This is a genomic window from Pseudomonas sp. GM_Psu_1 (assembly GCF_026544185.1).
GTDB lineage: Bacteria > Pseudomonadota > Gammaproteobacteria > Pseudomonadales > Pseudomonadaceae > Chryseomonas > Chryseomonas oryzihabitans.
In genome coordinates this window covers 288,552-312,234 of sequence record NZ_JALNUX010000006.1, presented here as the reverse complement: position 1 = coordinate 312,234, position 23,683 = coordinate 288,552, and the positions used below count along the sequence as shown (strand labels likewise).

Genomic DNA, 23,683 nt, shown 5'->3' with positions numbered 1-23,683 from the left:
GATCCCTAGCCCGCTGCACTGACGCGGAAATTCACGCGCGGGAAATGCACTTGGATCGCCCCCAGGTGCTCGTCGTGACGACGGATCACCAGAGCTTCGCTATCGGCATGCACCAGTTCACCCACCACCGGATCCACCCCATAGTCGGTTGCCGCTACCCTCACCCGGTCACCCCAGGCGAAGCCTTCCACGGCGAGGGCCTGGTCGCGCGGCAAGGCCAGGGGCTCCGCCGCCCTGGCGATCTCCAGCGCCTCGGCGGCGCCGAGTTCCTCATGGGTACCATGACCGAACCCCAGCACCCGGGCGAACCAGGCGGCGATCTCGGGGCGCTCGTCGATGAGGGGCGCCAGTTGCGGCGTGCTCTTGAGAAACCAGAAGTTGTGCGCCAGGGCGATATCGGCCACCGAGGGCGCGCCGAACAGGAATTCGCCGGCGCTGCGCTGGAGCTGGGTCTCCAGGCGGGTCAGCAGGGTCGGCAACTGTTGCCGGGCCTGCTCGGGACTCAGCCGGCTCAGGCTGCCACCGCTGAACAGCGCCTTGCGGTCGTCCAGAAAAGCCTGGGCCTGCTCCGGCGGCAGGCTGGCCAGGCGTGGGCCCATGATCTCCGGCTGGAACATCAGCGCCACGGCATGCTGGAACAGCACCGAGTCCGCCCAGGCGGCAAAGGCGGCCACCACCGCTTCCTGGCCTTCCGGAAACAGCGCCGGCACGGCCTTTTCCGCCTCCAGGCGACGGGCGATCAGTGCCGTGTCGCAATAGACATCTGCCCCCACCTGCAATACCGGCGTCTTGCGATAGCCACCCGTGAGCGCCACCAGCTCTGGCTTGGGCAGCATCCGCGGAATGATCACCGAACGCCAGGCCAGCCCCTTGAAGCCCAGCAGCAGGCGCGCCTTCTCGGCGAAGGGCGATTGCCAGTAGTGATGCAGAATCAGCTCGGACATGACAGCTCTCCTGAAGGGGCCGCGGACGCCAGGCCGGCGCGGGCCAGCACCAGGGATTCCTTGGCTTTCTTGGGCAGCTTCTTGATCTGGATTTCGCGACGCAGGGCGGTCGATTTGTCGCCACAAGCTTCCACATAGACCAGCGCCTGGGCCGGACTGGAGGCGAAGAAGCGGGCACCGCGGCCACTGCGGTGCTGGGCGAAACGGCGCTCGGGATCATCGCTGATGCCGCAATAGAGCGCCTGATTCTCGGCACGCACCAAGTAGACATACCAGGTGCGCGCGGGTGGCAGGGGGTTATCGCTCACCGTCAGGCGAACCACTCCCGGGCGGTACGCCAGACGCACACGCCAACGAAGTAGATGCCGCTGGCGAACCAGAGGACCATCAGCCACAGTGGCTTGTCGGGATGCACGAATACCATCATGGCGCTGCTGAGCAGCCAGATGGAGGTCACGGTGATGTTCACCGCCATCAGCTGGCGCACGCGGAAGGGATGCAGGAACTTGACCCGGGTCAGGGTCAGGGCGGCCAGCACCAGCACCACCGCCATGCTGAACCAGGGCGCCAGGTCCAGTACGTAGAAATACAGCGCCACCACGTTCCAGGCCGCGGGAAAGCCAACGAAATAGTTGTCGGCGCTCTTCATGTTCACATTGCAGAAACAGAACAGCGACGACAATAGGATGATGCCCACCGCCACCAGTTCGAAATGCGGCGGCAAGGGCACGAAGCGATAGATGAAGATGGCCGGAATGAACACATAGGTCAGGTAGTCGACCACCAGGTCCAGCGCCGAGCCGTCGAAATGGGGGAGTACCCGCTTGACTTCGAACTTGCGCGCCAGGGTGCCGTCCAGACCATCGACGAGCAGGGCGATGCCCAGCCACATCAGACAACCCTTGGGTTGACCGTCGACCAGAGCGAGCAGCGCCAGAAGCGCGAGGATCACACCACTGGAGGTCACCGCATGGGCGCCCCAGGCCTTGGCTTTTGTCAGCATGAGCGGATGGGAAATGGAGTTCACGGGCGTCTCTCTATGATGACGGCTTCGACTGCCCAGCGCACCGCCCGTTCTGGCGATACGCTACGAAATCGACAATGAAGCCGGTGAACGGCAAGGCGGACCTTGACCGCCGACCCCGGAAACCGGGCGCCAAACGTCGAGGATACCGCGCCTTGCGGCCCTTTGCCCGCCTTCCCGCCGAACGCCCGTGACTGGGTTCGCAGGACGACCGGGGCGGACAGGTCTCCGCCCCGGCCGCGCTTAGTGCAGGATCTGCCCGAGGAACAGGCGGGTACGCTCGTTCTGCGGGTTGTCGAAGAACTGGTCCGGGGCGGCCTGTTCGACGATTTCGCCCTTGTCCATGAAGATCACCCGGTTGGCCACGGTGCGGGCGAAGCCCATCTCGTGGGTCACGCAGAGCATGGTCATGCCGTCCTGGGCCAGACCGATCATGGTGTCCAGCACCTCCTTCACCATCTCAGGGTCGAGCGCCGAGGTCGGCTCATCGAACAGCATGATGCGCGGCTGCATGCACAGCGCCCGGGCGATGGCCACGCGCTGCTGCTGGCCGCCGGACAGCTGGCCCGGAAACTTGTTGGCCTGCTCGGGAATGCGCACCCGCTGCAGGTAGTGCATGGCGATTTCTTCGGCCTGCTTCTTCGGCATCTTGCGCACCCACATGGGGGCCAGGGTGCAGTTCTGCAGCACGGTCAGGTGCGGGAAGAGGTTGAAGTGCTGGAACACCATGCCCACTTCGCTGCGAATGGTCTCGATCTGCTTGAGATCGTTGGTCAGCTCGGTGCCATCGACGATGATCTGGCCCTTCTGGTGTTCTTCCAGCCGGTTGATGCAACGGATGGTGGTGGACTTGCCCGAGCCGGACGGCCCGCACAGCACGATGCGCTCGCCCTGGGTCACGGTCAGGTTGATGTCCTTGAGCACGTGGAACTGGCCGTACCACTTGTTCACGTCCTTGAGCTGGATCATGACCTTGCTGCTGTCGACCTGCTGCTTGTTGCTTACGTTCATCTGATGACTCCTAACGCTTGTGGCCGGTGTTCAGCTTGCGCTCCAGGCGAGCGGAGTAGCTGGACATGGCGAAACAGAAAACCCAGTAGATCAGCGCGGCGAACACATAGCCCTCTGTGGACATGCCCAGCCAGGCCGGATCCGAGGTGGCGCGCTTGATGCTGTTGAGCAGGTCGAACAGGCCGATGATGATCACCAGGCTCGAATCCTTGAACAGCGCGATGAAGGTGTTGACGATGCCCGGGATCACCAGCTTGAGCGCCTGCGGCAGGATCACCAGGCCCATGGTGCGCCAGTAGCCCAGGCCCATGGCGGCAGCGGCCTCGTACTGGCCCTTGGGAATGGCCTGCATGCCACCGCGGACCACTTCGGCGATGTAGGCCGCCTCGAAGATGATCACCATGACGATGGCGCGCAGCAGCTTGTCGAGGTTCATGCCCTCGGGCAGGAACAGCGGCAGCATCACCGACGACAGGAAGAGCACCGTGATCAGCGGGATGCCCCGCCAGAACTCGATCATGGTCACCGAGATGACCTTGATCGCCGGCAGCTTCGAGCGGCGGCCGAGGGCCAGCAGGATGCCCAGCGGCAGTGCGCCGACGATGCCCACCGCCGCGATGACGATGGTCAGCATCAGGCCGCCCCACTCGCTGGTGGGGACCACTCGCAGGCCCAGACCACCGTACAGCAGCCAGAAGGCCACCAGCGGGTAGATCACCAGCAGGGACAGGCCGTAGCGAGCCTTGTGCTTGAAGCTGTCGAGGAATAGCGGAATGGCGCCGACCACGGCCAGCACCACGGTCAGGTCGAACCGCCAGCGCTGGTCTTCCGGGTAGAAGCCGTACATGAACTGGCCGATGCGTTCCTTGATGAACACCCAGCAGGCACCGCCCGGCGCGCAATCGGACCGGGTCGTGCCACTCCAGGTGGCATTGAGGAAGGCCCAGTTCACCACCGGCGGCACGATCAGCCAGACCAGGTAGAGGCCGAGCAGGGTCAGCAGGGTATTGCCGACGCTGGAAAACAAATTGCCACGAATCCAGGCCAGGGCACCGACGCTGGAGGGTGGCGGCGGCAGGTCCGGTTTGAAGGTATGGGTCTGGTTACTCATACGCGCTCCTTAACGCTCGATCAGCGCGATGCGCTTGTTGTACCAGTTCATCAGGATGCTGATGCTGATGCTGATGGCCAGGTACACGCTCATGGTGATGGCCATGGTCTCGATGGCCTGGCCGGTCTGGTTCAGCGTGGTGCCAGCGAACAGCGCCACCATCTCCGGATAGCCCACCGCGGCGCCCAGGGAGGAGTTCTTCATCAGGTTCAGGTACTGGTTGGTCAGCGGGGGAATGATCACCCGCAGCGCCTGGGGAATGATCACCAGCCGCAGGGTCAACCCGGGACGCAGGCCCAGGGAGCTGGCTGCCTCGGTTTGACCATGGCTGACCGCCTGGATACCGCCCCGTACCGTCTCGCCGATGAAGGCCGCGGTATAGACCGATAGGGCCAGCGCCAGGGAGACCAGTTCCGGAATGATCACCCAGCCACCGCGCAGGTTGAAGCCTTGCAGCTCCGGCAGCTCCCAGTGGAACGGCTTGCCGAACACCAGGGTCGCCAGCAGCGGAATGCCGATCAGCAGCGCCAGGATCGTCCACAGCACCGGGAAACGTTCACCGGTGGCGTGCCGACGCTTGCGGGCCCAACGGAACACCACGACGCTCGCCACGACGGCGATCAGAAAGGCGATCAGGCCCGGAATGAAGCCCGCATCGGCGCTCGGGGCCGGCATGTACAGGCCGCGGTTGTTGACGAAGAAGGCGTCACCCAGGCTCAGACTCTGGCGCGGGCCAGGCAGCGGCGCGAGGACGGCGAAGTAGACGAAGAAGATCAGCAGCAACGGCGGAATGTTGCGGAAGATCTCGATATAGACCGTGGCGACCTTGCGCAGCAGCCAGTTGTTGGACAACCGCGCCACGCCCACGGTGAAGCCGATGATTGTCGCCAGCACGATGCCGATCACCGAGACCAGCAGGGTGTTGAGCAGACCGACCAGGAATACCCGGCCGTAGGTGTCACCCTCGGTATAGGGAACCAGGTGCTGGGGAATGCCGAAGCCGGCGGAGTTGTTGAGGAAGCCGAAGCCCGAGGTGATCCCCCGGTGAGACAGGTTGGTCTGGGTGTTGTTGAACAGGAACCAGCCGAAGGCCACGACGGCGACTACGGCGACGACCTGGAACAGCCACGAACGCACCTGAGGGTCGGTCAGTAGCGACCCACGGACTGGTGGCGAGGTTTTGCTAACGTTTTGCATCTACTGGAAGCCTCATTAAATCCTCGCCCCGCAGCGCGAACAGCGCTGCAGGGCGAGAATCTGCACATCCGGAAGGTGTCGGCGACTAGGGCGCCGAGATCAACGGACCGGCGGGGAGTACTGCAGGCCGCCTGCGTTCCACAGGGCGTTGAGACCACGCTTGATCTTCAGATCGGAACCCATGCCGACGTTACGTTCGAAGACTTCGCCGTAGTTGCCGACCTGCTTGACGATGTTCAGCGCCCAGTCCTTCGGCAGCTTCAGGTCCTTGCCGAATTCGCCATCGGTACCCAGCAGACGACGCACGTCAGGATTCTTGGAATCCTTGGCCTGGGCTTCCACGTTGGCGGAGGTCAGGCCCATTTCCTCGGCGCTGACCATGGCGAACTGAGCCCACTTGACGATGGTGAACCAGTCTTCGTCGCCACGACGGACGGCGGGAGCCAGGGGCTCCTTGGAGATGACCTCGGGCAATACGACGTAGTCGTCGGGCTTGGCCAGCTTGATGCGCTGGGCATACAGCTGCGACTGGTCGGAGGTCAGCACGTCGCAACGACCGGCTTCCATGGATTTGGCGCTTTCGTCGGAGGTGCTGTAGGTGATGGGGGTGAACTTCATGCCGCTCGAGCGGAAGTAGTCAGCCAGGTTCAGCTCGGTGGTGGTACCGGCCTGGATGCACACGGTGGCACCGTCCAGTTCCTTGGCGCTCTTCACACCCAGCTTCTTGTTCACCAGGAAGCCCTGGCCATCGTAGTAGGTCACGGCGGTAAACATCAGGCCCATGCCGCCATCGCGGGAGCTGGTCCAGGTGGTATTGCGCGACAGGACGTCGATCTCGCCGGACTGCAGCGCGGTGAAGCGCTCCTTGGCGGTGAGGGGGGTGAAACGCACCTTGGAGGCATCGCCGAACACGGCGGCGGCGACGGCGCGGCAGACGTCCACGTCGATACCCTTGTATTCACCCTTGGAGTCGGTGAAGGAGAAACCCGGCAGGCCATCGCTGACGCCGCATTGCACGAAACCCTTGTTCTTCACTGCATCCAGAGTAGCGCCCGCATGAGCCATGCCGGACAGGCCCAGAGCAGCGGCGGTGGTCAGAATTGCCAGGGTAGACTTCACCATCTTCATCGATAAGCTCCACTTTGTTTATGAATTACGTTTCCAGTCGCACGGCAGCACGATGTCTCTCGCCTGATTGCCGTGTAACTCGCCCACCCGATCCCTGGGCGTCCTCTATCAAGGGATGGAGGAGACGCGCTGGAAGGCGTGACGAAGCAGTGAGTCAGTGTTACCTGTTAGTGCACTACCTGGCCGCAGCCTAGATGAGGCAATTTGCGGACCAGTGAATGCGACAGCTGCTCACTTCGCTCAAACCCGGCAATCGCGTGACTTCGAGCAAAAAGCCGAACAACAGAATTACGAAAATGCGACACGCATTTTGTGCACCATCTGTTACCACACCCATTTTTAGTGGCACCAAACTGGAGCAAAGCCTTGGAAAATTCGCCTCTTGTGCTGGAATCGCCCAGCGGAACCGCCGATAGCTGCGTCATTTGGTTGCATGGCCTGGGTGCAACCCAGCATGACTTCGAACCCGTTGCCGAATTGTTGCAGCGCAGCCTGACGTCGACCCGATTCGTCCTGCCCCAGGCGCCCACCCAGGCGGTCACCATCAATGGCGGCTGGGCCATGCCGTCCTGGTACGACATCCTGGCCATGAATCCGGCCCGGGCCATCGACCGCGCCCAGCTGGACGCCTCGGCCGCCACGGTACGGGCACTGATCGAGACCCAGCAGGCCCAGGGCATTGCGGCCGAACGCATCGTGCTGGCCGGCTTTTCCCAGGGCGGCGCCGTGGTCCTGCACACCGCCTACAACACCGCCTGCCCGACACTGGGCGGCGTCATGGCGCTGTCGACCTATGCGCCCAGCTTCGAGGACGCCCAGGTCAATCGGGGCGGGGCCACCCCGGTGCTGTGCCTGCACGGCGAGCAGGACGACGTGGTACCCCTGGCCCTGGGGCGGGCCGCCTACGAGGCGCTGGTGGCCGCGGGCGTGGAAGCGCTCTGGCACAGCTACCCCATGCGCCACGAGGTCATCCCCGCGGAGATCCAGGACATCCAGGGCTGGCTGCTGGCACGTCTCGGCGGAAAATAAATGGCGAATTGCCGGACCGCTTCGTTTTTGGAAACCGGTCGACAATTTGCAGAATCTGGACGCGAAGGGAGGCCTGGAAAGGGCAAAGCGAACGAACTTTGAGGTACCCATCCGGTCCAGTGTGGGTGCCTGAAGGTCGTGATGTGCATGGAGCAGCTATGGCCCGAGTTTTCCTTTCAGTCCCCGGGGTGATCCTTTGATGGCTGCCCCCTTGTCGGTCTGGTTGGCCGAAGTCCCGGTCGATTCCCTGAAGGACCTGCGCCTGTTCAAGGGCGTGGAGACCTATCTGCTGGAAGCCCTGATCGCCCGCTCGGCCACGCGCAGCCTGGTCGCTGGTGAGTGCCTGCTCTCGCCCGCCATGCTCAACCAGTACATGTATCTGATCCTAGAGGGTCGCCTGCGGGTCCACCTGGGCTCGCCGGACAATCCGCCCATCTATCTGCTGGGTCCGGGCGAATGCTCGGGCGAGATCAGCTTCATGGACAGCGAGCGACCCAGCGCCCACGTCATCGCCGAGGCCGACACCCAGGTGCTCTGCCTGCACCGCGATCTGGTGCTGGAACTGATCGAGCGCTCCTCCAAAGCCATGCACAACCTGCTCGGCATCCTCTGCGAGCGGATGCGCCGTGGCAACCAGCTCATCGTCGATACCGAACGCAATGCCAACGTCGACACCCTGACCGGCCTCTTCAATCGTCGGCGACTCGAACAGCTGTTCGAGCGCGAGAGCACCCGTTGCGCCTTCAATCGGCAGCCCTTGAGCCTGCTGATGCTGGATGTGGACCACTTCAAGCGCTACAACGACACTCATGGGCACCTGGCGGGCGACTATGCCCTGTGCCTGGTGGCCAACACCCTGCGCGACCAGCTGAGACCCAAGGACAGCATGGCGCGCTATGGCGGCGAGGAGTTCGTCATCCTGCTGCCGGAGATCGACCGCGACGAAGCCATCGCCATCGCCGAGCGCCTGCGCCAGAGCCTGGCGGAGATCAAGGACTTCTATTCGCCCTGCGGCAAGCTGCCGGGGGTGACCGTGTCCATCGGCCTGGCCCAGATGCGCAAGGCCGACTCCCTGGATGAACTGGTAGGGCGTGCGGACAAGTCGCTCTACCAGGCCAAGGATGCCGGGCGCAATCGGATCAGCGGCTGAGCGGATTGCGCTTGCGTTCGGCAGGTAGTTGTTGCCGGGCACGTAGGTTGCTTTACACTGCGGTCTCATTCCGCTTTCGATGATCGAGACCCTCCGTGCTCAAGGCACTCAAAAAATTTCTGGGCAAGGATCAGGAGGTCGCTCAGCCGACTCCCTCCCCTGCGCCCCAAGCTACCCCCAGCGTCGCTCCTGCCGCCCCCTCCTCTTCTGCACCCATCGCGCCCGAGCCCCAGGCCGAGCGGGCGCCGCGCAAACCGCGCAACTCAGGCGAACCGCGCAGCCAGGAGCCGCGCGCCCAGGCTGAAAAACAGGAACCCCGCGCGCAGGCGGAAAGAGCCGCCAAGCCGCGTCGCGAACGCAGTCCGCGCAAGCCCAAGCCGGTCGACACCTGGAAACTGGAAGACTTCGTGGTCGAGCCGCAGGAAGGCAAGACCCGCTTCCACGACTTCAAGCTGGATCCGCGGCTGATGCACGGCATCCATGACCTCGGCTTTCCCTACTGCACGCCGATTCAGGCGCAGGTGCTGGGCTTCACCCTCAAGGGCAAGGACGCCATCGGTCGCGCCCAGACCGGTACCGGCAAGACCGCCGCCTTCCTGATCTCGACGATCACCCAGTTGCTGACCACCCCGCCGCCCAAGGAAAGGTACATGGGCGAACCGCGGGCACTGATCATCGCGCCGACCCGTGAACTGGTGGTGCAGATCGCCAACGACGCTCTGGACCTGGCCAAGTACACCGGTCTCAACGTCATGAGCTTTGTCGGCGGCATGGACTTCGACAAGCAGCTCAAGCAGCTCGAAGCGCGCTATTGCGACATCCTGGTTGCCACCCCGGGCCGCCTGCTGGACTTCAATCAGCGCGGCGAGGTGCACCTGGACATGGTCGAGGTGATGGTGCTGGACGAGGCCGATCGCATGCTGGACATGGGCTTCATTCCCCAGGTTCGCCAGATCATCCGCCAGACCCCGCCCAAGAGCGAACGCCAGACCCTGCTGTTCTCCGCCACCTTCACCGACGACGTGATGAACCTGGCGCGGCAGTGGACCACCGATCCGGCCATTGTCGAGATCGAGCCGGAAAACGTGGCCAGCGATACCGTCGAGCAGCACGTCTATGCGGTCTCTTCCAGCGACAAATACAAGCTGCTCTACAACCTGGTGGCCCAGAACAACTGGGAGCGGGTGATGGTGTTCGCCAACCGGCGTGACGAGGTGCGCCGCATCGAAGAACGCCTGACCAAGGACGGCATCAGCGCCGCCCAGATGTCCGGCGACGTGCCCCAGCACAAGCGCATCAAGACCCTGGAAGGCTTCCGCGCCGGCAAGATCCGCGTGCTGGTGGCCACCGACGTGGCCGGTCGCGGCATTCACGTCGACGGCATCAGCCACGTGATCAACTTCACCCTGCCGGAAGATCCGGACGACTACGTGCACCGCATCGGCCGTACCGGTCGGGCTGGCGCCAGCGGCACCTCGATCAGCTTCGCCGGCGAGGACGACGCCTTCGCCCTGCCGCCCATCGAGACCCTGCTGGGTCGCAAGATCTCCTGCGAAATGCCCCCGGCCGAATTGCTCAAGTCGGTCCCGCGGCAGCGCTGAGGCAGACGCGTTGGAACGCCACTCTAAGTGGCCTACCAACGCGACCGCTTGCTGAACCTCTCTTACCGTGGCCATGGCGGTCCGCCGATGCGGCCGCTCCTACACCTGTATCGCGCCTCTGTAGGAGCGGCCCATGGCCGCGATAAGTGTTAGCGCTGCGCACGCGCGGTGATTGCCAGCCGCTGGAAGCCACCTGTCGTAGGGTGGATGACGGCGTAGCCTCATCCACCGCCAGCCTTGAAGCAGCAGGTGGAAAACGCTTACGCGGCTTTCCACCCTACCCCATCACTCTTTCGTCCAACGCCCCGCGGCATCCTGGTCGCTGGCGCGACCCTCCACCCAGCGCGGGCCTTCGGCCGTATCTTCCTTCTTCCAGAAGGGTGCGCGGGTCTTGAGATAGTCCATCACGAAATTGCAGGCGTCGAAGGCGGCCTGGCGATGGGCGCTGGCGGTGCCGACGAAGACGATGGGCTCGCCCGGTTCCAGGCGACCGACGCGATGCAGGATATCGACCCCGAGCAGCGGCCAGCGCTGCTTCGCCTCTTCGACGATGCGCGCCAGGGCCTTTTCGGTCATGCCGGGAAAGTGTTCGAGGAACAGGCCGCCGACGTCGCGCCCGTCGTTGAAATCCCGCACGTACCCCACGAAACCCACCACGGCACCGATACCGGTGTTGGCGGCATGCAGGGCATTGAGTTCCTGGCCGGGATCGAAGGCCGCGGCCTGCACACGAATGGCCATGGCTAACCTCCGGTCACGGTGGGAAAGAAGGCGACCTCGTCGCCATCGCGCAGCGGCTCGGCCAGGCCACAGAGTTCTTCGTTGCGCGCGCACATCAGCCCCCGCTCACCCAGGGTCTCGGCCCAGCTGCCGCCGCGCTGGACCAGGTGCTCGCGCAGGTCACCAACGGTGGCCAGCTCAGGCGCCCAGGCCAGGCTGTCCTCGGCGCGGCCCAGCATTTCGCGATAGCGGGCGAAGAATTGCACGCGGATCATGCCGGTTGCTCCTCGGCGCGGAAATGACCGCTCTTGCCGCCACTCTTTTCCAGCAGGCGCACCGCCTCGATGGTCATGCCCCGATCGACCGCCTTGCACATGTCGTAAAGAGTCAGGGCCGCGACGCTGGCGGCGGTCAGGGCTTCCATTTCCACCCCGGTCTGGCCGGACAGCTTGCAGGTGGCGGTGATCCGCACCCCATCGGGCGCTTCGGCGGCCAGCCGGACCTTGACGCCGGTCAGCATCAGCGGATGGCAGAGCGGGATGAGGTCGGCGGTCTTCTTGGCCGCCTGGATGCCGGCGATACGGGCCACGGCGAAGACATCGCCCTTGGGATGGCCACCGCTCTGGATCAGATCGAGGGTTTCCGGACGCATGCGCACCCGGGCTTCGGCGGTGGCTTCACGGAAGGTCACCTGCTTGTCGGTGACATCGACCATGTTGGCACGGCCTTGGGAATCGAGATGGGTCAGCACGGCATGACTCCTGGAAAAGACCTGCCATTGTAGACCCGCGGTTGGGGATTTGATCCCCGCCCGTGGCCGGACGGGGATCGGGGGAGTTACAGGTGGGCCTCGGCGTATTCGGCGAGGACGGAACGGGGCACGCCCTGCAGGGTGATGTGCACCCCGTGGTTGAAGCCCTTGAAGCGCTCGGAAAGATAGGTGAGGCCCGAGCTGGTGGCCGAGAGGTAGGGCGTGTCGATCTGCGCCAGGTTACCCAGGCAGATCACCTTGGAGCCGCTGCCGGCACGTGTGATGATGGTCTTCATCTGGTGCGGGGTGAGGTTCTGGCATTCGTCGATGAGGATCAGACTCTGCTGGAAACTGCGGCCGCGGATGTAGTTCAGCGACTTGAACTGCAGCGGTACCTTGCTGAGGATGTAGTCCACGCTGCCGTGGGGGTTGTGGTCATCCATGTGCAGGGCTTCGAGGTTGTCGGTGATGGCGCCCAGCCAGGGCTCCATCTTCTCGGCCTCGGTCCCGGGTAGGAAGCCGATGTCCTCGTCCAGACCCTGGACACTGCGGGTGGCGATGATCCGCCGGTATCTCTTGGTGACCATGGTCTGTTCGATGGCCGCGGCCAGCGCCAGGATGGTCTTGCCGGAACCCGCCGCGCCGGTCAGGTTGACCAGGTGAATATCCGGCTCCAGCAGGGCGAACAGCGCCAGCGCCTGATAGATGTCACGTGGCTTGAGGCCCCAGGCTTCCTGGTGCATCAGCGGTTCCTGGTGCATGTCGAGCAGGATGACCTCGCCATCGCGCACCGCCTTGACCCAGCCGACGAAGCCCTGCTCGTCGAGCACGAAGTCGTTGACGTTGAAGGGCGGCATCTCGGCCGCCAGCTGTACCCGGTGCCAGACACGGCCCAGCTCCTGCCGGCTTTCCACCTTGCTTACGTTGTCCCAGAAGGACCCCGGCAGATTGTGATAACCCTGGGACAGCAGGGAGACGTCGTCGAGCAACTGGTCGGTCTGGTAGTCCTCGGCGGCGATGCCGCAGCCCCGCGCCTTGAGGCGCATGTTGATGTCCTTGGTCACCAGCACGACCCGCTCCTGGGGATGCTGGGTACGCAATTCGACGAGCTGGTTAATGATGCGGTTGTCGTTGATGTCGTCGGGCAGACAGGCCATGGGCCCGGCGCGACGCCCCATGAGGATGGACAGCCGCCCCTTGGCCTCGCCCTTGCCGCGGGGGATGGGTACGCCCCGTTCGACGTCCTCGGGCGAGGATTCGGCGAGGACGCTGTCGATCAGGCGGATCGCCTGCCGGCATTCGGCGGCAACGTTGTGCTTGCCGGTCTTGAGCTTGTCGAGTTCCTCCAGGACCGTCATGGGAATGGCGACGTGGTGCTCCTCGAAATTGAGCAGCGCGTTGGGGTCGTGGATCAGTACGTTGGTGTCGAGCACATAGAGGGTGGGCTGGGTGGGGCGGGAACGTCCGTGATCATCCATACTCGGTCACCTCGTAGAAACGCTTGACTCGCAAGCCTGTCGACGGAGCGCCAGACGACGCTCCGCTGCGAAAGGTGCCGTCGCTCCAGCAACGGGTTCACGGACCGGCCAACATGAGGGCACGGGACCCGAGAGATGCGACGGACACTTCGGTAATAACGCAAAAGGTCTGAGGCACAAAGGCTTTTTTTGGCGGTAAGCGGTTTTTTTCGCGGACCGGTATTTCCTGCTGCCTGGCCTGGCAACCTCGCCCCGGGAGCGTGGTCAATACCTATCGATCCCATCGGCAAGGTCCACTGGAGCCCAGCGGCGGAGGCTTCTAGAATGACGCCTCGCCAAGAGGAGCCAAGCCGATGCTGATGGTGATTTCACCCGCCAAGACGCTGGACTACAGCACGCCGCCGAGCACGTCCCGCCATACCCTGCCGCAATACCTGGAGCACTCCCGTGAGCTGATCGACGGACTCCGGCAGCTCGCGCCGGCGGAGGTCGCCGCGCTCATGGGGGTGTCCGACAAGATCGCCACCCTCAATGTCGCCCGCTTCGGCAGCTGGACCCCGGACTTCACACCGGAGAATGCCAAGCAGGCGCTACTGGCCTTCAAGGGCGACGTCTACACCGGCCTGGCCGCCGCAGACTTCCAGGAAGAGGATTTCGACTTCGCCCAGCGCCACCTGCGCATGCTTTCCGGACTCTATGGCCTGTTGCGGCCGCTGGACCTGATGCAACCCTATCGCCTGGAGATGGGCACCAAGTTCGCCAACGCACGCGGCAAGGACCTCTACGCCTTCTGGGGCGAGCGTATCAGCGACTGGCTCAAGGCGGATCTTGCGGCTCAGGGTGACGATGTCCTGCTGAATCTGGCCTCGAACGAGTATTTCAGTGCGGTACGCCGCGCGCGCCTGCAGGCCCGGGTCGTGGACGTGGAGTTTCGTGATCTCAAGAATGGCGACTACAAGATCATCAGCTTCTATGCCAAGAAGGCCCGCGGCCTCATGGCGCGGCACGTGATCAAGCAGCGCGTCACCGCGGTGGACGACCTGCGCGACTTCGACGACCAGGGTTATCGCTATTCGAGCGAGCGATCCGGCCCAGACAAGCTGGTATTCTTGCGAGATAAACCTCTTGAATAGCCAGATAATCGACGGATGGCAACGAAGGATGTCTGCTTTGCCTTCAAACTGGTTAAGCAGTCACAATGAGCAGGATGAGTCCGTGAAAGACTGTCATCTCCCTCCAATAAAAAAGGTTTCAGCCCCGTAGCGGAGACGTTTCAGGCGCGAAAAGTTGCCGGACATCTCAAAACCGCTGCCTTTCCGGAAAAAGGAAAATTCGCTGAGAACCACTTTCGTTTGATTCTGTCTTTGTCTGGTCCTTGCCCTGGGTCATGCTGGCCAAAGGCAATCAGTCCGCACGTTCAATTTGTACCGGTCGACCTGTCGGCCGGTTGATCTTTCGAAGCATGGACGCTTCGTCCCGACCTCAGGGACAGCGGCCACAAATCAGCAGACGCTGAAGGAGTAACGCCCATGATTCCCGTCATCCTGTCCGGTGGTAGCGGCTCGCGACTCTGGCCCCTCTCGCGCAAGCTCTACCCCAAGCAGTTCCTGGCACTGACCAGTGAACAGACCATGTTCCAGGAGACCATCAATCGCCTGGGCTGCGAGGGCAGCATCGATTGCCCCATCATCGTCTGCAACGCCGAACACCGTTACCTGGTGGAAGAGCAGCTCAAGGCCGTCGAGTGCAAGCCGCAGGCGCTGATCATGGAGCCCTTCGGTCGCAACACCGCGCCGGCCGTGGCCATCGCCGCCATGCAACTGGTCGCTGACGGCAAGGACGACCTGATGCTGGTGCTGCCCGCCGATCACGTGATCGAGGACGAAGCCGAATTCAAGGCCGCCCTGCAACAGGCCGCCGCCGCCGCCGAGCGTGGCGAGATGGTGCTGTTCGGTATTCCGGCCACCGCGCCCGAAACCGGCTATGGCTACATCAAGACCGGCTCCAACGACGGCCTGCCCCAGGGCGTGTCCCGCGTCGAGCGCTTCGTCGAGAAGCCCGATGCCGTCACCGCCACCGAATACGTGGCTTCCGGCGACTACTGCTGGAACAGCGGCATCTTCCTGTTCCGCGCCAGCCGTTTCCTGGAAGAGCTGAAGAAGCACGACACCGACATCTATGACACCTGCCTGCTGGCGCTGGAGCGCAGCAGCATCGACGGCATCAACATCAGCATCGATGCCGCCACCTTCGCCGTCTGCCCGGACAACTCCATCGACTACGCCGTGATGGAAAAGACCACCCGCGCCTGCGTGGTGCCCATGAGCGCCGGCTGGAACGACGTCGGTTCCTGGTCCGCGCTGTGGGACGTGCATGCCAAGGACAACAACGGCAACGTCATCAAGGGCGACGTCGTCCTGCATGACAGCCGCAACTGCCTGGTGCACGGCAACGGCAAGCTGGTGACCCTGGTCGGTCTGGACGACGTGGTCGTGGTGGAAACCAAGGACGCCGTCATGATCGCCCACAAGGACAAGGTCCAGGACGTCAAGAAGCTGGTCAACACCCTCGAGAAGCAGAACCGCAACGAGGTCAAGGCCCACCAGGAAGTCTTCCGTCCCTGGGGTTCCTACGACTCCATCGACATGGGCCAGCGTTTCCAGGTCAAGCGCATCACCGTCAAGCCGGGCGCCCAGCTGTCGCTGCAGATGCACCACCACCGTGCCGAGCACTGGATCGTGGTCTCGGGTACCGCCGAGGTCACCTGTGACGACAAGGTTTTCCTGCTGACCGAAAACCAGTCCACCTACCTGCCGATGACCTCCGTGCACCGCCTGGCCAACCCCGGCAAGGTACCGCTGGAGCTGATCGAAGTGCAGTCCGGTGGCTATCTGGGCGAGGACGACATCGTCCGCTTCGAAGACATCTATGGCCGCGTCGACACCCAGGCCCTGGAAGTCGCCAAGGCAGGCAAGGCGTCGACCCGCTAAGCCTCGCTGTACGGCAATGAACAGACACCGGCTCCGGCCGGTGTCTGCGTTTTCGGCAGCCGCTCGGCAAAACCGGTTAGGCTTGTCGTTTCCCCTTTCGCCATCGGATCCGCCGCATGACCGCTCCCACCCTGCTCCGCCTCGATCAACTGGACGAGGCCCTGGCCGCCTACGACGGCTTCATCCTCGACCTCTGGGGCGTGCTGATCGACGGCTACGAAACCTTTCCCGGCGCTCGCGCCTGGCTGGAGCGCCGCGCCGCCGAAGGCAAGCCGGTGTGGTTCCTCAGCAATGCCTCGCGTGATGCGGACGGCATGGTCGAAGAACTGGGCAAGCTGGGCGTGCCGCGCGAGCTCTTCGCCGGCATCACCACCTCGGGTCAGTTGGCCATCGATGCCTTTCAGCAGGACCCGACCTTCAGCGAAGGCGGCATCTACCTCTCCGGCCCTGGCACCGGCCAGGTCGGCTGGCCCGCGGAAATCCGCGCGCGCTTCGTCGAGGACATCGCGCAGGCAGCCATCATCCTGGGCGTCGGCAGCTTTCCGGAAGACGAACTGGAGGCGCGCTTCGCGCCCCTGGCCACGGCGCTGGACAAGCCCTTTCTCTGCGCCAATCCGGATCGCAACGTGGTGTCCGGGGGTCTACCCTTCTATGCAGCCGGCAAGCTGGCGGATCGCTTCGCCGCCCTGGGAGGCGCGGTCACCTGGTATGGCAAGCCCGATCCCTATGCCTTCCGCTGCGCAGCCGGGGAACTGGCCACCCGGGGCGCCCATCGCCTGCTGTTCGTGGGGGATTCCCTGGTGACCGACGTGCCCGGCGCGGTGGCGGCGGGCATCGACTGCCTCTGGCTGGCGGCCACCGGCATCCACCGCGAGGCCCTCGGTCTGGACTTCAACCAGGAGCCGACCCGCGAGGGACTCGAGCCGCTGCTCAGGCAACATCCCGAGCGGCCGCGCTTCGCCGCGGCCGGTCTAGCCTAATCCTTTCCCACACGCCGAGGTATCGATGAGCAAGAAGCACGTAGTGGTCTTCAACCGCCTGCCCGAACAGCTGGCGGAACGCCTGCGCGAACACTTCACCGTCGAAGTGATTCCCGCCAGCGCCAACATCGACCTGTTCGCCGCTTCCGCAGCTAAGGCCCAGGGCCTGATCGGCGCCAGTCGCAAGCTGGGCGAGAAGGAGCTGGAAATGGCCACGACCCTGGAAGCCATCGCCAGCGTCTCGGTCGGCTACGACAGCTATGACGTGGACTACCTCACCGAACGCGGCATCCTGCTCACCAATACCCCGGACGTGCTCACCGATACCACCGCCGACCTCGGCTTCACCCTGCTGGTCAGCGCCGCCCGGCGGGTGCCGGAGCTGGACGCCTTCGTCAAGGCCGGACACTGGCGCAAGGGTATCGGCGAAGAACACTTCGGCACGGACATCCATGGCCGTACGCTGGGCATCGTCGGCGCCGGTCGCATCGGCGCGGCCATCGCCAAGCGTGGCCACTTCGGCTTCGACATGCCGATCCTCTATACCGCCAACAGCGCCAAGCCCGAGCTGGAAGAGCAGATGGGCGCCCAGCGCCGCGAGCTGGACGAGTTGCTCAAGGAGGCCGACTTCGTCTGCCTGGTGGTGCCCCTGTCGGCCGCCACCGAAGGCCTCATCGGCGCCCGTGAACTGGGGCTGATGAAGTCCAGCGCCATCCTGATCAACCTGGCGCGCGGCCCGGTCATCGACGAGTCGGCGCTGATCGAGGCGCTGCGCCAGGGCCAGATCCGCGGCGTCGGCCTGGACGTCTATACCCGCGAGCCGCTGGAAGCCTCGCCGCTGTTCGAACTGCCCAACGTGGTCACCCTGCCGCACATCGGCTCGGCCACCCACGAGACCCGCTACGCCATGGCCGAACGCGCGGTGAACAACCTGATCGCGGCCCTCACCGGTGAGCGTCCGACCGACCTGGTCAATCCGGCGGCGCTGGATCGCCGCTAGGCGCTGATCGCCCACCGTCGACCCAGGTGGCGTGCCGTCCGGGCGCTTAAAGGCTATACTGCCGCGCCGCTCTCGGGTCGGCCGCCCTGGCCGGGTGGGCCTCTCTCAGTGTGTCAGGCCACCCCTCCGATCGGGCTCCTTCGCGGCCCGGTCCGTGCGACCCGAATTGCGCGCCCGTCTCGCCACCGCCCGTGTCCGAGACGCAAGAAACCGCCAAGAGGAGCGCGTACATGACCGTGATCAAGCAGGATGACCTGATCCAGAGCGTTGCCGACGCCCTGCAGTTCATCTCCTATTACCACCCCGTCGATTTCATCCAGGCCATGCACGAGGCCTATCTGCGCGAAGAATCCGCCGCCGCGCGCGATTCCATCGCCCAGATCCTGATCAACTCGCGGATGTGCGCCACCGGCCACCGGCCGATCTGCCAGGACACCGGCATCGTCACCGTCTTCGCCAAGGTCGGCATGGACGTGCGCTGGGACGGCGCCACCCTGAGCCTGGACGAGATGATCAACGAAGGCGTGCGTCGCGCCTACAACCTGCCGGAAAACGTCCTGCGCGCCTCGATCCTGGCCGACCCGGCCGGTGCCCGCAAGAACACCAAGGACAACACCCCGGCGGTGATCCACTACCAGATCGTCCCCGGCAACACCGTGGAGATCGACGTCGCGGCCAAGGGCGGCGGCTCCGAGAACAAGTCGAAGATGGCCATGCTCAACCCGTCCGACTCCATCGTCGACTGGGTGCTCAAGACCGTGCCGACCATGGGCGCCGGCTGGTGCCCGCCGGGCATGCTGGGCATCGGCATCGGCGGGACCGCCGAGAAGGCCGCAGTGCTGGCCAAGGAATCGCTGATGGACGAGATCGACATCCATGAGCTGAAGGCCCGCGGTCCGCAGAATCGCCTGGAAGAGCTGCGCCTGGAGATCTTCGACAAGGTCAACCAACTGGGCATCGGTGCCCAGGGCCTGGGCGGCCTGACCACGGTACTGGACGTCAAGATCAAGGACTACCCGACCCACGCCGCCTCCCTGCCGGTGTGCATGATCCCCAACTGCGCCGCCACCCGTCACGCCCACTTCGTGCTCGACGGCTCCGGCCCCGCCAGCCTGGAAGCCCCGCCGCTGGACGCCTATCCGGAAATCGTCTGGGAAGCCGGTCCGAGTGCCCGTCGGGTCAACCTGGACACCCTGACCCCGGAAGAGGTGCAGAGCTGGCAGCCGGGCGAGACCGTGCTGCTCAACGGCAAGATGCTGACCGGTCGCGATGCCGCCCACAAGCGCATGGTCGACATGCTCAACAAGGGCGAGCCGCTGCCGGTGGACCTCAAGGGCCGCTTCATCTACTACGTCGGCCCGGTCGATCCGGTGGGCGACGAGGTGGTCGGTCCGGCCGGTCCCACCACGGCGACCCGCATGGACAAGTTCACTCGCCAGATCCTCGACCAGACCGGTCTGCTGGGCATGATCGGCAAGTCCGAGCGCGGCCCCATCGCCATCGAGGCGATCAAGGACCACAAGGCCGTCTACCTGATGGCCGTCGGTGGCGCCGCCTACCTGGTGGCCCAGGCCATCAAGGGCGCCAAGGTGCTGGCCTTCCCGGAACTGGGGATGGAAGCCATCTATGAGTTCGAGGTGAAAGATATGCCGGTGACCGTGGCCGTGGACACCCGTGGCGAGTCGGTGCACATCACCGGTCCGCAGGTGTGGCAGAAGAAGATCGCCGACAGCCTAGCCGTCGAGATCTAAGCGCCCGTCGCGACAGAAAAGCCCAGCCTCAGTGCTGGGCTTTTTTCATTCAGTGACCGGACTCTAGTACCTGCCACTGCGCCGGCCAGTCACGGCGGATGAATACCTGACCATGGGTCCGCACCCGCCGTACCTCGTCCAGATCGACCTCGGCATGGAGCCAGTGGCTGAATTCAGGACAGAGGGCGTCGCTCTGGGCGATCACCCCGTCGGCCGGCATGCCCCGATCCGGCGGGACGAAGAGCCCGGCCCGGCCGACGTTCTCGTCCAGTGCGGGCGACCAGGGCGCCAACCCCACTGTCGGCGCCTGCAGCACCGCGAGCTGGTTTTCCAACGCTCGCGCCTGGACCCCCACCCGTACCCGGTGGAAGCCGGCGACGGTATCGGTACAGCTCGGCACCAGGATCAGATCCACTCCCGCCTCGGCCAGGTGCCGGGCCAGGAGCGGGAATTCACTGTCGTAGCAGATCAGGATGCCGAGGCGGCCCAAGGCCGTATCGAAGACGCGCAAGCCTTCGCGGCCGCCCACGATATTCCATTCCTCCCGCTCGAAGCGGGTCATCATCAGCTTATCCTGATGGCCCAGGCAGCCTTCGGGACCGAACAGCCAGGCCCGGTTGCGGTACCGACCATCGTCATCGAGCACGGGAAGCGAACCGGGTTGCAGATAGAGCTGCAGCCGGCGCGCCAGGCCCTCGCAGAGGTCGCGCCAGGCGGGCAGCAATGGCTGGATACCGGCGATGGAGCCGTGCAAATCGCTACGCTCGGCAGGCGGCAGTTGGCCGCTGAGCACCAGCCCGGCGTATTCGGGCAGCAGCAGGAGCTGGCTACCCTCGGCGGCGGCCTCCTCGCAGAGTTCGGTCAGGTGCGCGGCATAGGCGTCCCAGGTCTCCAGCAATTCGATGGCGTATTGGCAAGCGGCCAGGCGGATCATGGCAATTCCTTGAGCCAGAAGGTCATGAGTTTGGGCGACTCGGCGACCTCGTCGAGATCCTGCCACAGGTAGTGGGCGGTAAATTCCGGATGCTCGGCGAAGCCCTGGCTGTGCCAGAGGCCGTGCAAGGGTCGATAGCCCGGCGGACGGCGCGGATGGTCGTCCGGGCGTTGTACGGCGCAGAAGGCGCACCAGGTGAAACACCCCAGCTGTCGTGCCCGCGCCTCCCGCTCGGTGAAGAAGCGCCGTCCGAGCCCCCGCCCCCGGTAAGTCGGCAGCAACAGGGATTCACCAAAATAGTAGATTCGCTCCACCGGCCAACCGCCCGCGCGGAAGGGCTGCTGGAATTCCACGGTTTCGTCCGCCAGTGGCAGGGCGGTAGCCGCCCCCACCACCCGTCCGCCGTCGCGGACCAGCACGCAGAGGCTGTCCGGAGCGGCGGCATAGGTCTGCAGATAGCGCACCTCGTAATCCAGCGTACCGTCGTAGAGATAGGGGTATTCGCGAAAGACAGCGATGCGCAGCTTCGCCAGCTCGGGAATCAGCGGGGTGATGCCAGCGCCGTGGATGAGTTGGATGTCCATGGACTCTTCTGGTTAAGCAGGAGACGTGAATGGCTATGTCGGGATCGTCCAGGCACCCTACCATGCGCCGGCAATCGCATCTTTTCGCCAACGACAGGAGTTGCCATGACCACGACCGACCTCATCGATGCCTATTACGCCGCCTTCAACGCCGGTGACATGGATATCTTCCTGGAGCTGCTCACCGAGGATGTGGTCCATGACATCAATCAGGGGGAGCGCCAGGTAGGCAAGGCCGCCTTTGCCGCCTTCATGGCCCACATGAATCGCTGCTATCGCGAGCGGCTGACCGACCTAGTGGTGATGGCCGAGCCCAGTGGCCGGCGGGCGGCCGCCGAATTCATCATCCACGGTGAATACCTGGTCACCGATGAGGGTCTGCCCGAGGCCAGGGGTCAGACCTACGAGCTGCCGGTGGGCGCCTTCTTCGAGATCCGCGACGGCAAGGTGGCGCGGGTGACCAACTACTACAACCTGAACGACTGGATCGCCCAGGTCGGCGCCTGACGTCCGTCAGCCGGCGGGAGCACTGCCGACCGGCCGAGGTCGCATGCAGACCATCCCCGACCCCGGAGCCCCCATGCCCACTCTTCCCAGCGATTCCGTCTGCAGCCTGGCCCCCGTCTTCGCCGTCCAGCCCGATCAGCTCGAAGCCTTCAAGCGCCTGGGCGAGGCCATGCTGGAGCGCACCCGCAACGAACCCGGCTGCCTCTACTACGGCTTCTGTTATGACGGCACCACGGCGCGTTGCCGCGAAGGCTATCGCGATGCCCAGGCGCTGCTGGCGCACCTGGACAACGTCGGCGATCTGCTGGAGCAGGCCCAGGCCATCGCCACCCTGGAACGCTTCGAGGTATTCGGTGCGGCCGATCAGCTGGAGCAGCTGCGCGAGCCGCTGGCGGCCCTGAACGCCCGTTTCTTCGTCATGGCCGCAGGCTTCCGCCGCTAGCCCGGGGCGGCTGCTGCGGCGGCGCCAGGCGCGGCAGCAGCACCGCGAGGATGCGCTTGCGGGTCGGCACCACCAGCCGCTCCTGGAACAGCACGCAGAGCACCACCACCGCCAGCAGGAACAGCCAGTACCACTCGATGGAGTTGGTATAGGCCCCGGCGGCGGCGATGCAGACCTCGCGATCGCCACTGAGGCAGGCCTTCAGATTGCCGCCGATCAGCTGTTCCAGGGTCATGTAGATCCCCGACAGGGGCACGTGCAGGGCGAACATCGACAGCGACGCGCCGCCGAGTCGTGGCGACCAGTGGCGGATGCGTTCGCTGGCCGGCTCCTGCGCCAGGGCGGCCAGATAGACCAGGATCAGCTGCGACGGCAGGAACAGGCCGTTGTGGAACAGGAAGTACCAGAACTTGGGTCCATGGGTGAACAGCGCCGTGCCCAGGGCGAAACTCAGGATCAGGTAGCTCGCCAGCAGCAGCCGCTGCCGCTCCGACGGTGTCCAGCCCCGCGCGTGCTGGCGACGGAAGATGGCGTACAGCAGGATGCCGGCGAGAAACTCCGGCAGCCGGAACAGGGGCACTCGCTGCAGCAGGCCGGTAAAGGGCATGCCGTAGTTCTGGTGCAGGATCACCAGCAGCGGCGGAATCAGATAGAGCACCCAGACCAGCAGCAACAGCTGCCAGGGGCGCTCGCTGGTCATCAGCCGCGGGGCCAGCTTGGGAAAGGTCAGATAGAAGAAGAACAGCGCCGAGATCGACCAGAGCGGCGCGTTGAAGGTCAGGTAGTAGGGATTCCAGGCCTGCAGCATGAACAGCTGCAGCACGGCATTGAAGGCCAGCTCCGCGTTGCTCATGAAGTGCTGGAACAATTCGGGATGGGTCCGCGCCAGGGGCTCGTTGGTGTCGAACACCACGAAGCGGATGCTCGCCGTGGCGGCGCCCGGTGGAATCCCCAGACTGCCGATCCAGGTCACCACCGCCATCGCCAGCAACAGGGCGAAGATGTGGATCGGATAGAGGTTGGCAAAACGCTTGACCCAGAAACTGCGCGCCGGCTCGCGCAGGCTGCCGCGGCCGCAATAGACGTGGGCGAGCAGAAAGCCGGATAGCACGAAGAAGGTACTGGTGGCGAAGAAGCCCATGCTGGTGATCTCGTCCAGCAGGGGGATGGTCTTGCGCTCGGGATAGAAATGGATGGTGTGGTAGACGACCACATAGAAACCCATCAGGAACCTGAGCCACTCCAGACCGATGAAGCGGTGTTTATCTAAAGTCTGCACTAAGGCGTTACTCGTCTGGCCTCGTCCGCGGGACGATGGGTCCGGCCTACAGCGCCGGATCGGTTATGTTAC

At 64.4% G+C, this 23,683-nt stretch carries 24 protein-coding genes; 10 read left to right on the top strand and 14 right to left on the bottom strand.

What is annotated here, in order from left to right; all coding sequences use genetic code 11:
• Nucleotides 1-5: 5 nt before the first annotated feature.
• The 7 genes from OXS31_RS13160 to OXS31_RS13130 form a co-directional block, all read right to left on the bottom strand.
• A complete protein-coding gene (locus OXS31_RS13160) occupies nt 6-944 on the bottom strand; it encodes a glutathione S-transferase family protein (RefSeq protein WP_044342112.1) in 939 nt (312 codons plus the stop codon).
• On the bottom strand, nt 932-1,252 hold the full coding sequence (locus OXS31_RS13155; RefSeq protein WP_027602997.1) for a GIY-YIG nuclease family protein: 321 nt from the start codon (nt 1,250-1,252) through the stop codon (nt 932-934). Before OXS31_RS13155 ends, OXS31_RS13160 begins: the two co-directional genes overlap by 13 nt.
• Nucleotides 1,253-1,254: 2 nt before the next feature.
• A complete protein-coding gene (gene pcsA, locus OXS31_RS13150) occupies nt 1,255-1,947 on the bottom strand; it encodes a phosphatidylcholine synthase (protein WP_085982652.1) in 693 nt (230 codons plus the stop codon).
• A 264-nt stretch (nt 1,948-2,211) separates the two neighbouring features.
• Nucleotides 2,212-2,979 (bottom strand): amino acid ABC transporter ATP-binding protein, encoded by a 768-nt coding sequence (locus tag OXS31_RS13145; RefSeq protein ID WP_027598495.1) that lies wholly within the window; start codon nt 2,977-2,979, stop codon nt 2,212-2,214.
• A gap of 10 nt (nt 2,980-2,989) precedes the next feature.
• On the bottom strand, nt 2,990-4,090 hold the full coding sequence (locus OXS31_RS13140) for an amino acid ABC transporter permease (RefSeq protein WP_027602996.1): 1,101 nt from the start codon (nt 4,088-4,090) through the stop codon (nt 2,990-2,992).
• Nucleotides 4,091-4,099: 9 nt separating this feature from the next.
• Nucleotides 4,100-5,287 (bottom strand): amino acid ABC transporter permease, encoded by a 1,188-nt coding sequence (locus OXS31_RS13135; protein ID WP_027598493.1) that lies wholly within the window; start codon nt 5,285-5,287, stop codon nt 4,100-4,102.
• 99 nt (nt 5,288-5,386) lie between these two features.
• Nucleotides 5,387-6,415: an amino acid ABC transporter substrate-binding protein gene (locus OXS31_RS13130; protein WP_027602995.1), complete on the bottom strand. Its 1,029-nt coding sequence runs from the start codon at nt 6,413-6,415 to the stop codon at nt 5,387-5,389.
• Nucleotides 6,416-6,799: 384 nt separating this feature from the next.
• On the opposite strand from OXS31_RS13130, the gene OXS31_RS13125 reads away from it, so the two are divergent.
• The 3 genes from OXS31_RS13125 (at nt 6,800) to rhlB (ending at nt 10,195) form a co-directional block, all read left to right on the top strand.
• The gene (locus OXS31_RS13125; protein ID WP_027598491.1) at nt 6,800-7,444 is read left to right on the top strand and encodes an alpha/beta fold hydrolase; all 645 of its coding nucleotides are present in this window, start codon (nt 6,800-6,802) and stop codon (nt 7,442-7,444) included.
• A 199-nt stretch (nt 7,445-7,643) separates the two neighbouring features.
• Nucleotides 7,644-8,594 carry a GGDEF domain-containing protein gene (locus tag OXS31_RS13120; RefSeq protein WP_037007313.1) on the top strand — a complete coding sequence of 317 codons (951 nt, stop codon included), beginning with the start codon at nt 7,644-7,646 and terminating at the stop codon, nt 8,592-8,594.
• A gap of 95 nt (nt 8,595-8,689) precedes the next feature.
• Nucleotides 8,690-10,195 (top strand): ATP-dependent RNA helicase RhlB, encoded by a 1,506-nt coding sequence (rhlB, locus tag OXS31_RS13115; protein ID WP_144947402.1) that lies wholly within the window; start codon nt 8,690-8,692, stop codon nt 10,193-10,195.
• Nucleotides 10,196-10,480: 285 nt separating this feature from the next.
• Here rhlB and moaE read toward each other — a convergent pair whose 3' ends face one another.
• The 4 genes from moaE to OXS31_RS13095 all read right to left on the bottom strand — a co-directional run bounded on the left by moaE (nt 10,481) and on the right by OXS31_RS13095 (nt 13,144).
• On the bottom strand, nt 10,481-10,936 hold the full coding sequence (gene moaE, locus OXS31_RS13110) for a molybdopterin synthase catalytic subunit MoaE (RefSeq protein ID WP_027602992.1): 456 nt from the start codon (nt 10,934-10,936) through the stop codon (nt 10,481-10,483).
• Nucleotides 10,937-10,938: 2 nt separating this feature from the next.
• Nucleotides 10,939-11,190, bottom strand: a complete 252-nt coding sequence (locus OXS31_RS13105) for a MoaD/ThiS family protein (RefSeq protein ID WP_007161878.1) — start codon at nt 11,188-11,190, stop codon at nt 10,939-10,941.
• Nucleotides 11,187-11,666: a cyclic pyranopterin monophosphate synthase MoaC gene (gene moaC / locus OXS31_RS13100; protein ID WP_169854675.1), complete on the bottom strand. Its 480-nt coding sequence runs from the start codon at nt 11,664-11,666 to the stop codon at nt 11,187-11,189. Before moaC ends, OXS31_RS13105 begins: the two co-directional genes overlap by 4 nt.
• Nucleotides 11,667-11,752: 86 nt before the next feature.
• Nucleotides 11,753-13,144, bottom strand: a complete 1,392-nt coding sequence (locus OXS31_RS13095; RefSeq protein ID WP_007161876.1) for a PhoH family protein — start codon at nt 13,142-13,144, stop codon at nt 11,753-11,755.
• Between the two features lie 353 nt (nt 13,145-13,497).
• On the opposite strand from OXS31_RS13095, the gene yaaA reads away from it, so the two are divergent.
• The 5 genes from yaaA to OXS31_RS13070 all read left to right on the top strand — a co-directional run bounded on the left by yaaA (nt 13,498) and on the right by OXS31_RS13070 (nt 19,865).
• On the top strand, nt 13,498-14,277 hold the full coding sequence (gene yaaA / locus OXS31_RS13090; RefSeq protein WP_074584119.1) for a peroxide stress protein YaaA: 780 nt from the start codon (nt 13,498-13,500) through the stop codon (nt 14,275-14,277).
• A gap of 396 nt (nt 14,278-14,673) precedes the next feature.
• On the top strand, nt 14,674-16,134 hold the full coding sequence (locus tag OXS31_RS13085) for a mannose-1-phosphate guanylyltransferase/mannose-6-phosphate isomerase (protein ID WP_027598484.1): 1,461 nt from the start codon (nt 14,674-14,676) through the stop codon (nt 16,132-16,134).
• Nucleotides 16,135-16,250: 116 nt separating this feature from the next.
• Nucleotides 16,251-17,114 (top strand): TIGR01459 family HAD-type hydrolase, encoded by an 864-nt coding sequence (locus tag OXS31_RS13080; RefSeq protein WP_267399398.1) that lies wholly within the window; start codon nt 16,251-16,253, stop codon nt 17,112-17,114.
• Nucleotides 17,115-17,139: 25 nt separating this feature from the next.
• On the top strand, nt 17,140-18,114 hold the full coding sequence (locus OXS31_RS13075) for a D-glycerate dehydrogenase (RefSeq protein WP_267399397.1): 975 nt from the start codon (nt 17,140-17,142) through the stop codon (nt 18,112-18,114).
• A gap of 230 nt (nt 18,115-18,344) precedes the next feature.
• Nucleotides 18,345-19,865, top strand: a complete 1,521-nt coding sequence (locus tag OXS31_RS13070) for a fumarate hydratase (protein ID WP_042136772.1) — start codon at nt 18,345-18,347, stop codon at nt 19,863-19,865.
• 49 nt (nt 19,866-19,914) lie between these two features.
• Here the strand turns inward: OXS31_RS13070 and OXS31_RS13065 are convergent, their stop codons facing one another.
• Together OXS31_RS13065 and OXS31_RS13060 are read right to left on the bottom strand one after the other, a co-directional pair.
• On the bottom strand, nt 19,915-20,799 hold the full coding sequence (locus OXS31_RS13065) for a carbon-nitrogen hydrolase family protein (RefSeq protein WP_044341903.1): 885 nt from the start codon (nt 20,797-20,799) through the stop codon (nt 19,915-19,917).
• Nucleotides 20,796-21,383 carry a GNAT family N-acetyltransferase gene (locus OXS31_RS13060; RefSeq protein WP_074584116.1) on the bottom strand — a complete coding sequence of 196 codons (588 nt, stop codon included), beginning with the start codon at nt 21,381-21,383 and terminating at the stop codon, nt 20,796-20,798. The genes OXS31_RS13065 and OXS31_RS13060 overlap by 4 nt, the downstream gene beginning before the upstream one ends.
• 105 nt (nt 21,384-21,488) lie before the next feature.
• On the opposite strand from OXS31_RS13060, the gene OXS31_RS13055 reads away from it, so the two are divergent.
• Both OXS31_RS13055 and OXS31_RS13050 read left to right on the top strand, forming a co-directional pair.
• Nucleotides 21,489-21,890, top strand: coding sequence for a ketosteroid isomerase-related protein (locus OXS31_RS13055; RefSeq protein WP_027602984.1), 402 nt, complete (start codon nt 21,489-21,491; stop codon nt 21,888-21,890).
• A 73-nt stretch (nt 21,891-21,963) separates the two neighbouring features.
• Nucleotides 21,964-22,332: an antibiotic biosynthesis monooxygenase gene (locus OXS31_RS13050; RefSeq protein ID WP_027598480.1), complete on the top strand. Its 369-nt coding sequence runs from the start codon at nt 21,964-21,966 to the stop codon at nt 22,330-22,332.
• On the opposite strand, the gene OXS31_RS13045 is transcribed toward OXS31_RS13050, so the two are convergent.
• Nucleotides 22,307-23,611 (bottom strand): acyltransferase, encoded by a 1,305-nt coding sequence (locus OXS31_RS13045; protein WP_181086103.1) that lies wholly within the window; start codon nt 23,609-23,611, stop codon nt 22,307-22,309. The two genes, OXS31_RS13050 and OXS31_RS13045, sit on opposite strands and share 26 nt — an antisense overlap.
• Nucleotides 23,612-23,683 lie beyond the last annotated feature (72 nt).

What these genes read in the sequence shown, in the direction of transcription:
- OXS31_RS13160 (WP_044342112.1), bottom strand. Translation starts at nt 944, where the DNA reads ATGTCCGAGCTGATTCTGCATCACTACTGGCAATCGCCCTTCGCCGAG.
- OXS31_RS13055 (WP_027602984.1), top strand. Translation starts at nt 21,489, where the DNA reads ATGACCACGACCGACCTCATCGATGCCTATTACGCCGCCTTCAACGCC.
- OXS31_RS13085 (WP_027598484.1), top strand. Translation starts at nt 14,674, where the DNA reads ATGATTCCCGTCATCCTGTCCGGTGGTAGCGGCTCGCGACTCTGGCCC.
- OXS31_RS13065 (WP_044341903.1), bottom strand. Translation starts at nt 20,799, where the DNA reads ATGATCCGCCTGGCCGCTTGCCAATACGCCATCGAATTGCTGGAGACC.
- OXS31_RS13070 (WP_042136772.1), top strand. Translation starts at nt 18,345, where the DNA reads ATGACCGTGATCAAGCAGGATGACCTGATCCAGAGCGTTGCCGACGCC.
- OXS31_RS13120 (WP_037007313.1), top strand. Translation starts at nt 7,644, where the DNA reads ATGGCTGCCCCCTTGTCGGTCTGGTTGGCCGAAGTCCCGGTCGATTCC.
- OXS31_RS13075 (WP_267399397.1), top strand. Translation starts at nt 17,140, where the DNA reads ATGAGCAAGAAGCACGTAGTGGTCTTCAACCGCCTGCCCGAACAGCTG.
- OXS31_RS13135 (WP_027598493.1), bottom strand. Translation starts at nt 5,287, where the DNA reads ATGCAAAACGTTAGCAAAACCTCGCCACCAGTCCGTGGGTCGCTACTG.
- OXS31_RS13140 (WP_027602996.1), bottom strand. Translation starts at nt 4,090, where the DNA reads ATGAGTAACCAGACCCATACCTTCAAACCGGACCTGCCGCCGCCACCC.
- OXS31_RS13060 (WP_074584116.1), bottom strand. Translation starts at nt 21,383, where the DNA reads ATGGACATCCAACTCATCCACGGCGCTGGCATCACCCCGCTGATTCCC.
- OXS31_RS13095 (WP_007161876.1), bottom strand. Translation starts at nt 13,144, where the DNA reads ATGGATGATCACGGACGTTCCCGCCCCACCCAGCCCACCCTCTATGTG.
- OXS31_RS13080 (WP_267399398.1), top strand. Translation starts at nt 16,251, where the DNA reads ATGACCGCTCCCACCCTGCTCCGCCTCGATCAACTGGACGAGGCCCTG.
- moaE (WP_027602992.1), bottom strand. Translation starts at nt 10,936, where the DNA reads ATGGCCATTCGTGTGCAGGCCGCGGCCTTCGATCCCGGCCAGGAACTC.
- OXS31_RS13050 (WP_027598480.1), top strand. Translation starts at nt 21,964, where the DNA reads ATGCCCACTCTTCCCAGCGATTCCGTCTGCAGCCTGGCCCCCGTCTTC.
- OXS31_RS13145 (WP_027598495.1), bottom strand. Translation starts at nt 2,979, where the DNA reads ATGAACGTAAGCAACAAGCAGCAGGTCGACAGCAGCAAGGTCATGATC.
- OXS31_RS13105 (WP_007161878.1), bottom strand. Translation starts at nt 11,190, where the DNA reads ATGATCCGCGTGCAATTCTTCGCCCGCTATCGCGAAATGCTGGGCCGC.
- yaaA (WP_074584119.1), top strand. Translation starts at nt 13,498, where the DNA reads ATGCTGATGGTGATTTCACCCGCCAAGACGCTGGACTACAGCACGCCG.
- OXS31_RS13130 (WP_027602995.1), bottom strand. Translation starts at nt 6,415, where the DNA reads ATGAAGATGGTGAAGTCTACCCTGGCAATTCTGACCACCGCCGCTGCT.
- pcsA (WP_085982652.1), bottom strand. Translation starts at nt 1,947, where the DNA reads ATGCTGACAAAAGCCAAGGCCTGGGGCGCCCATGCGGTGACCTCCAGT.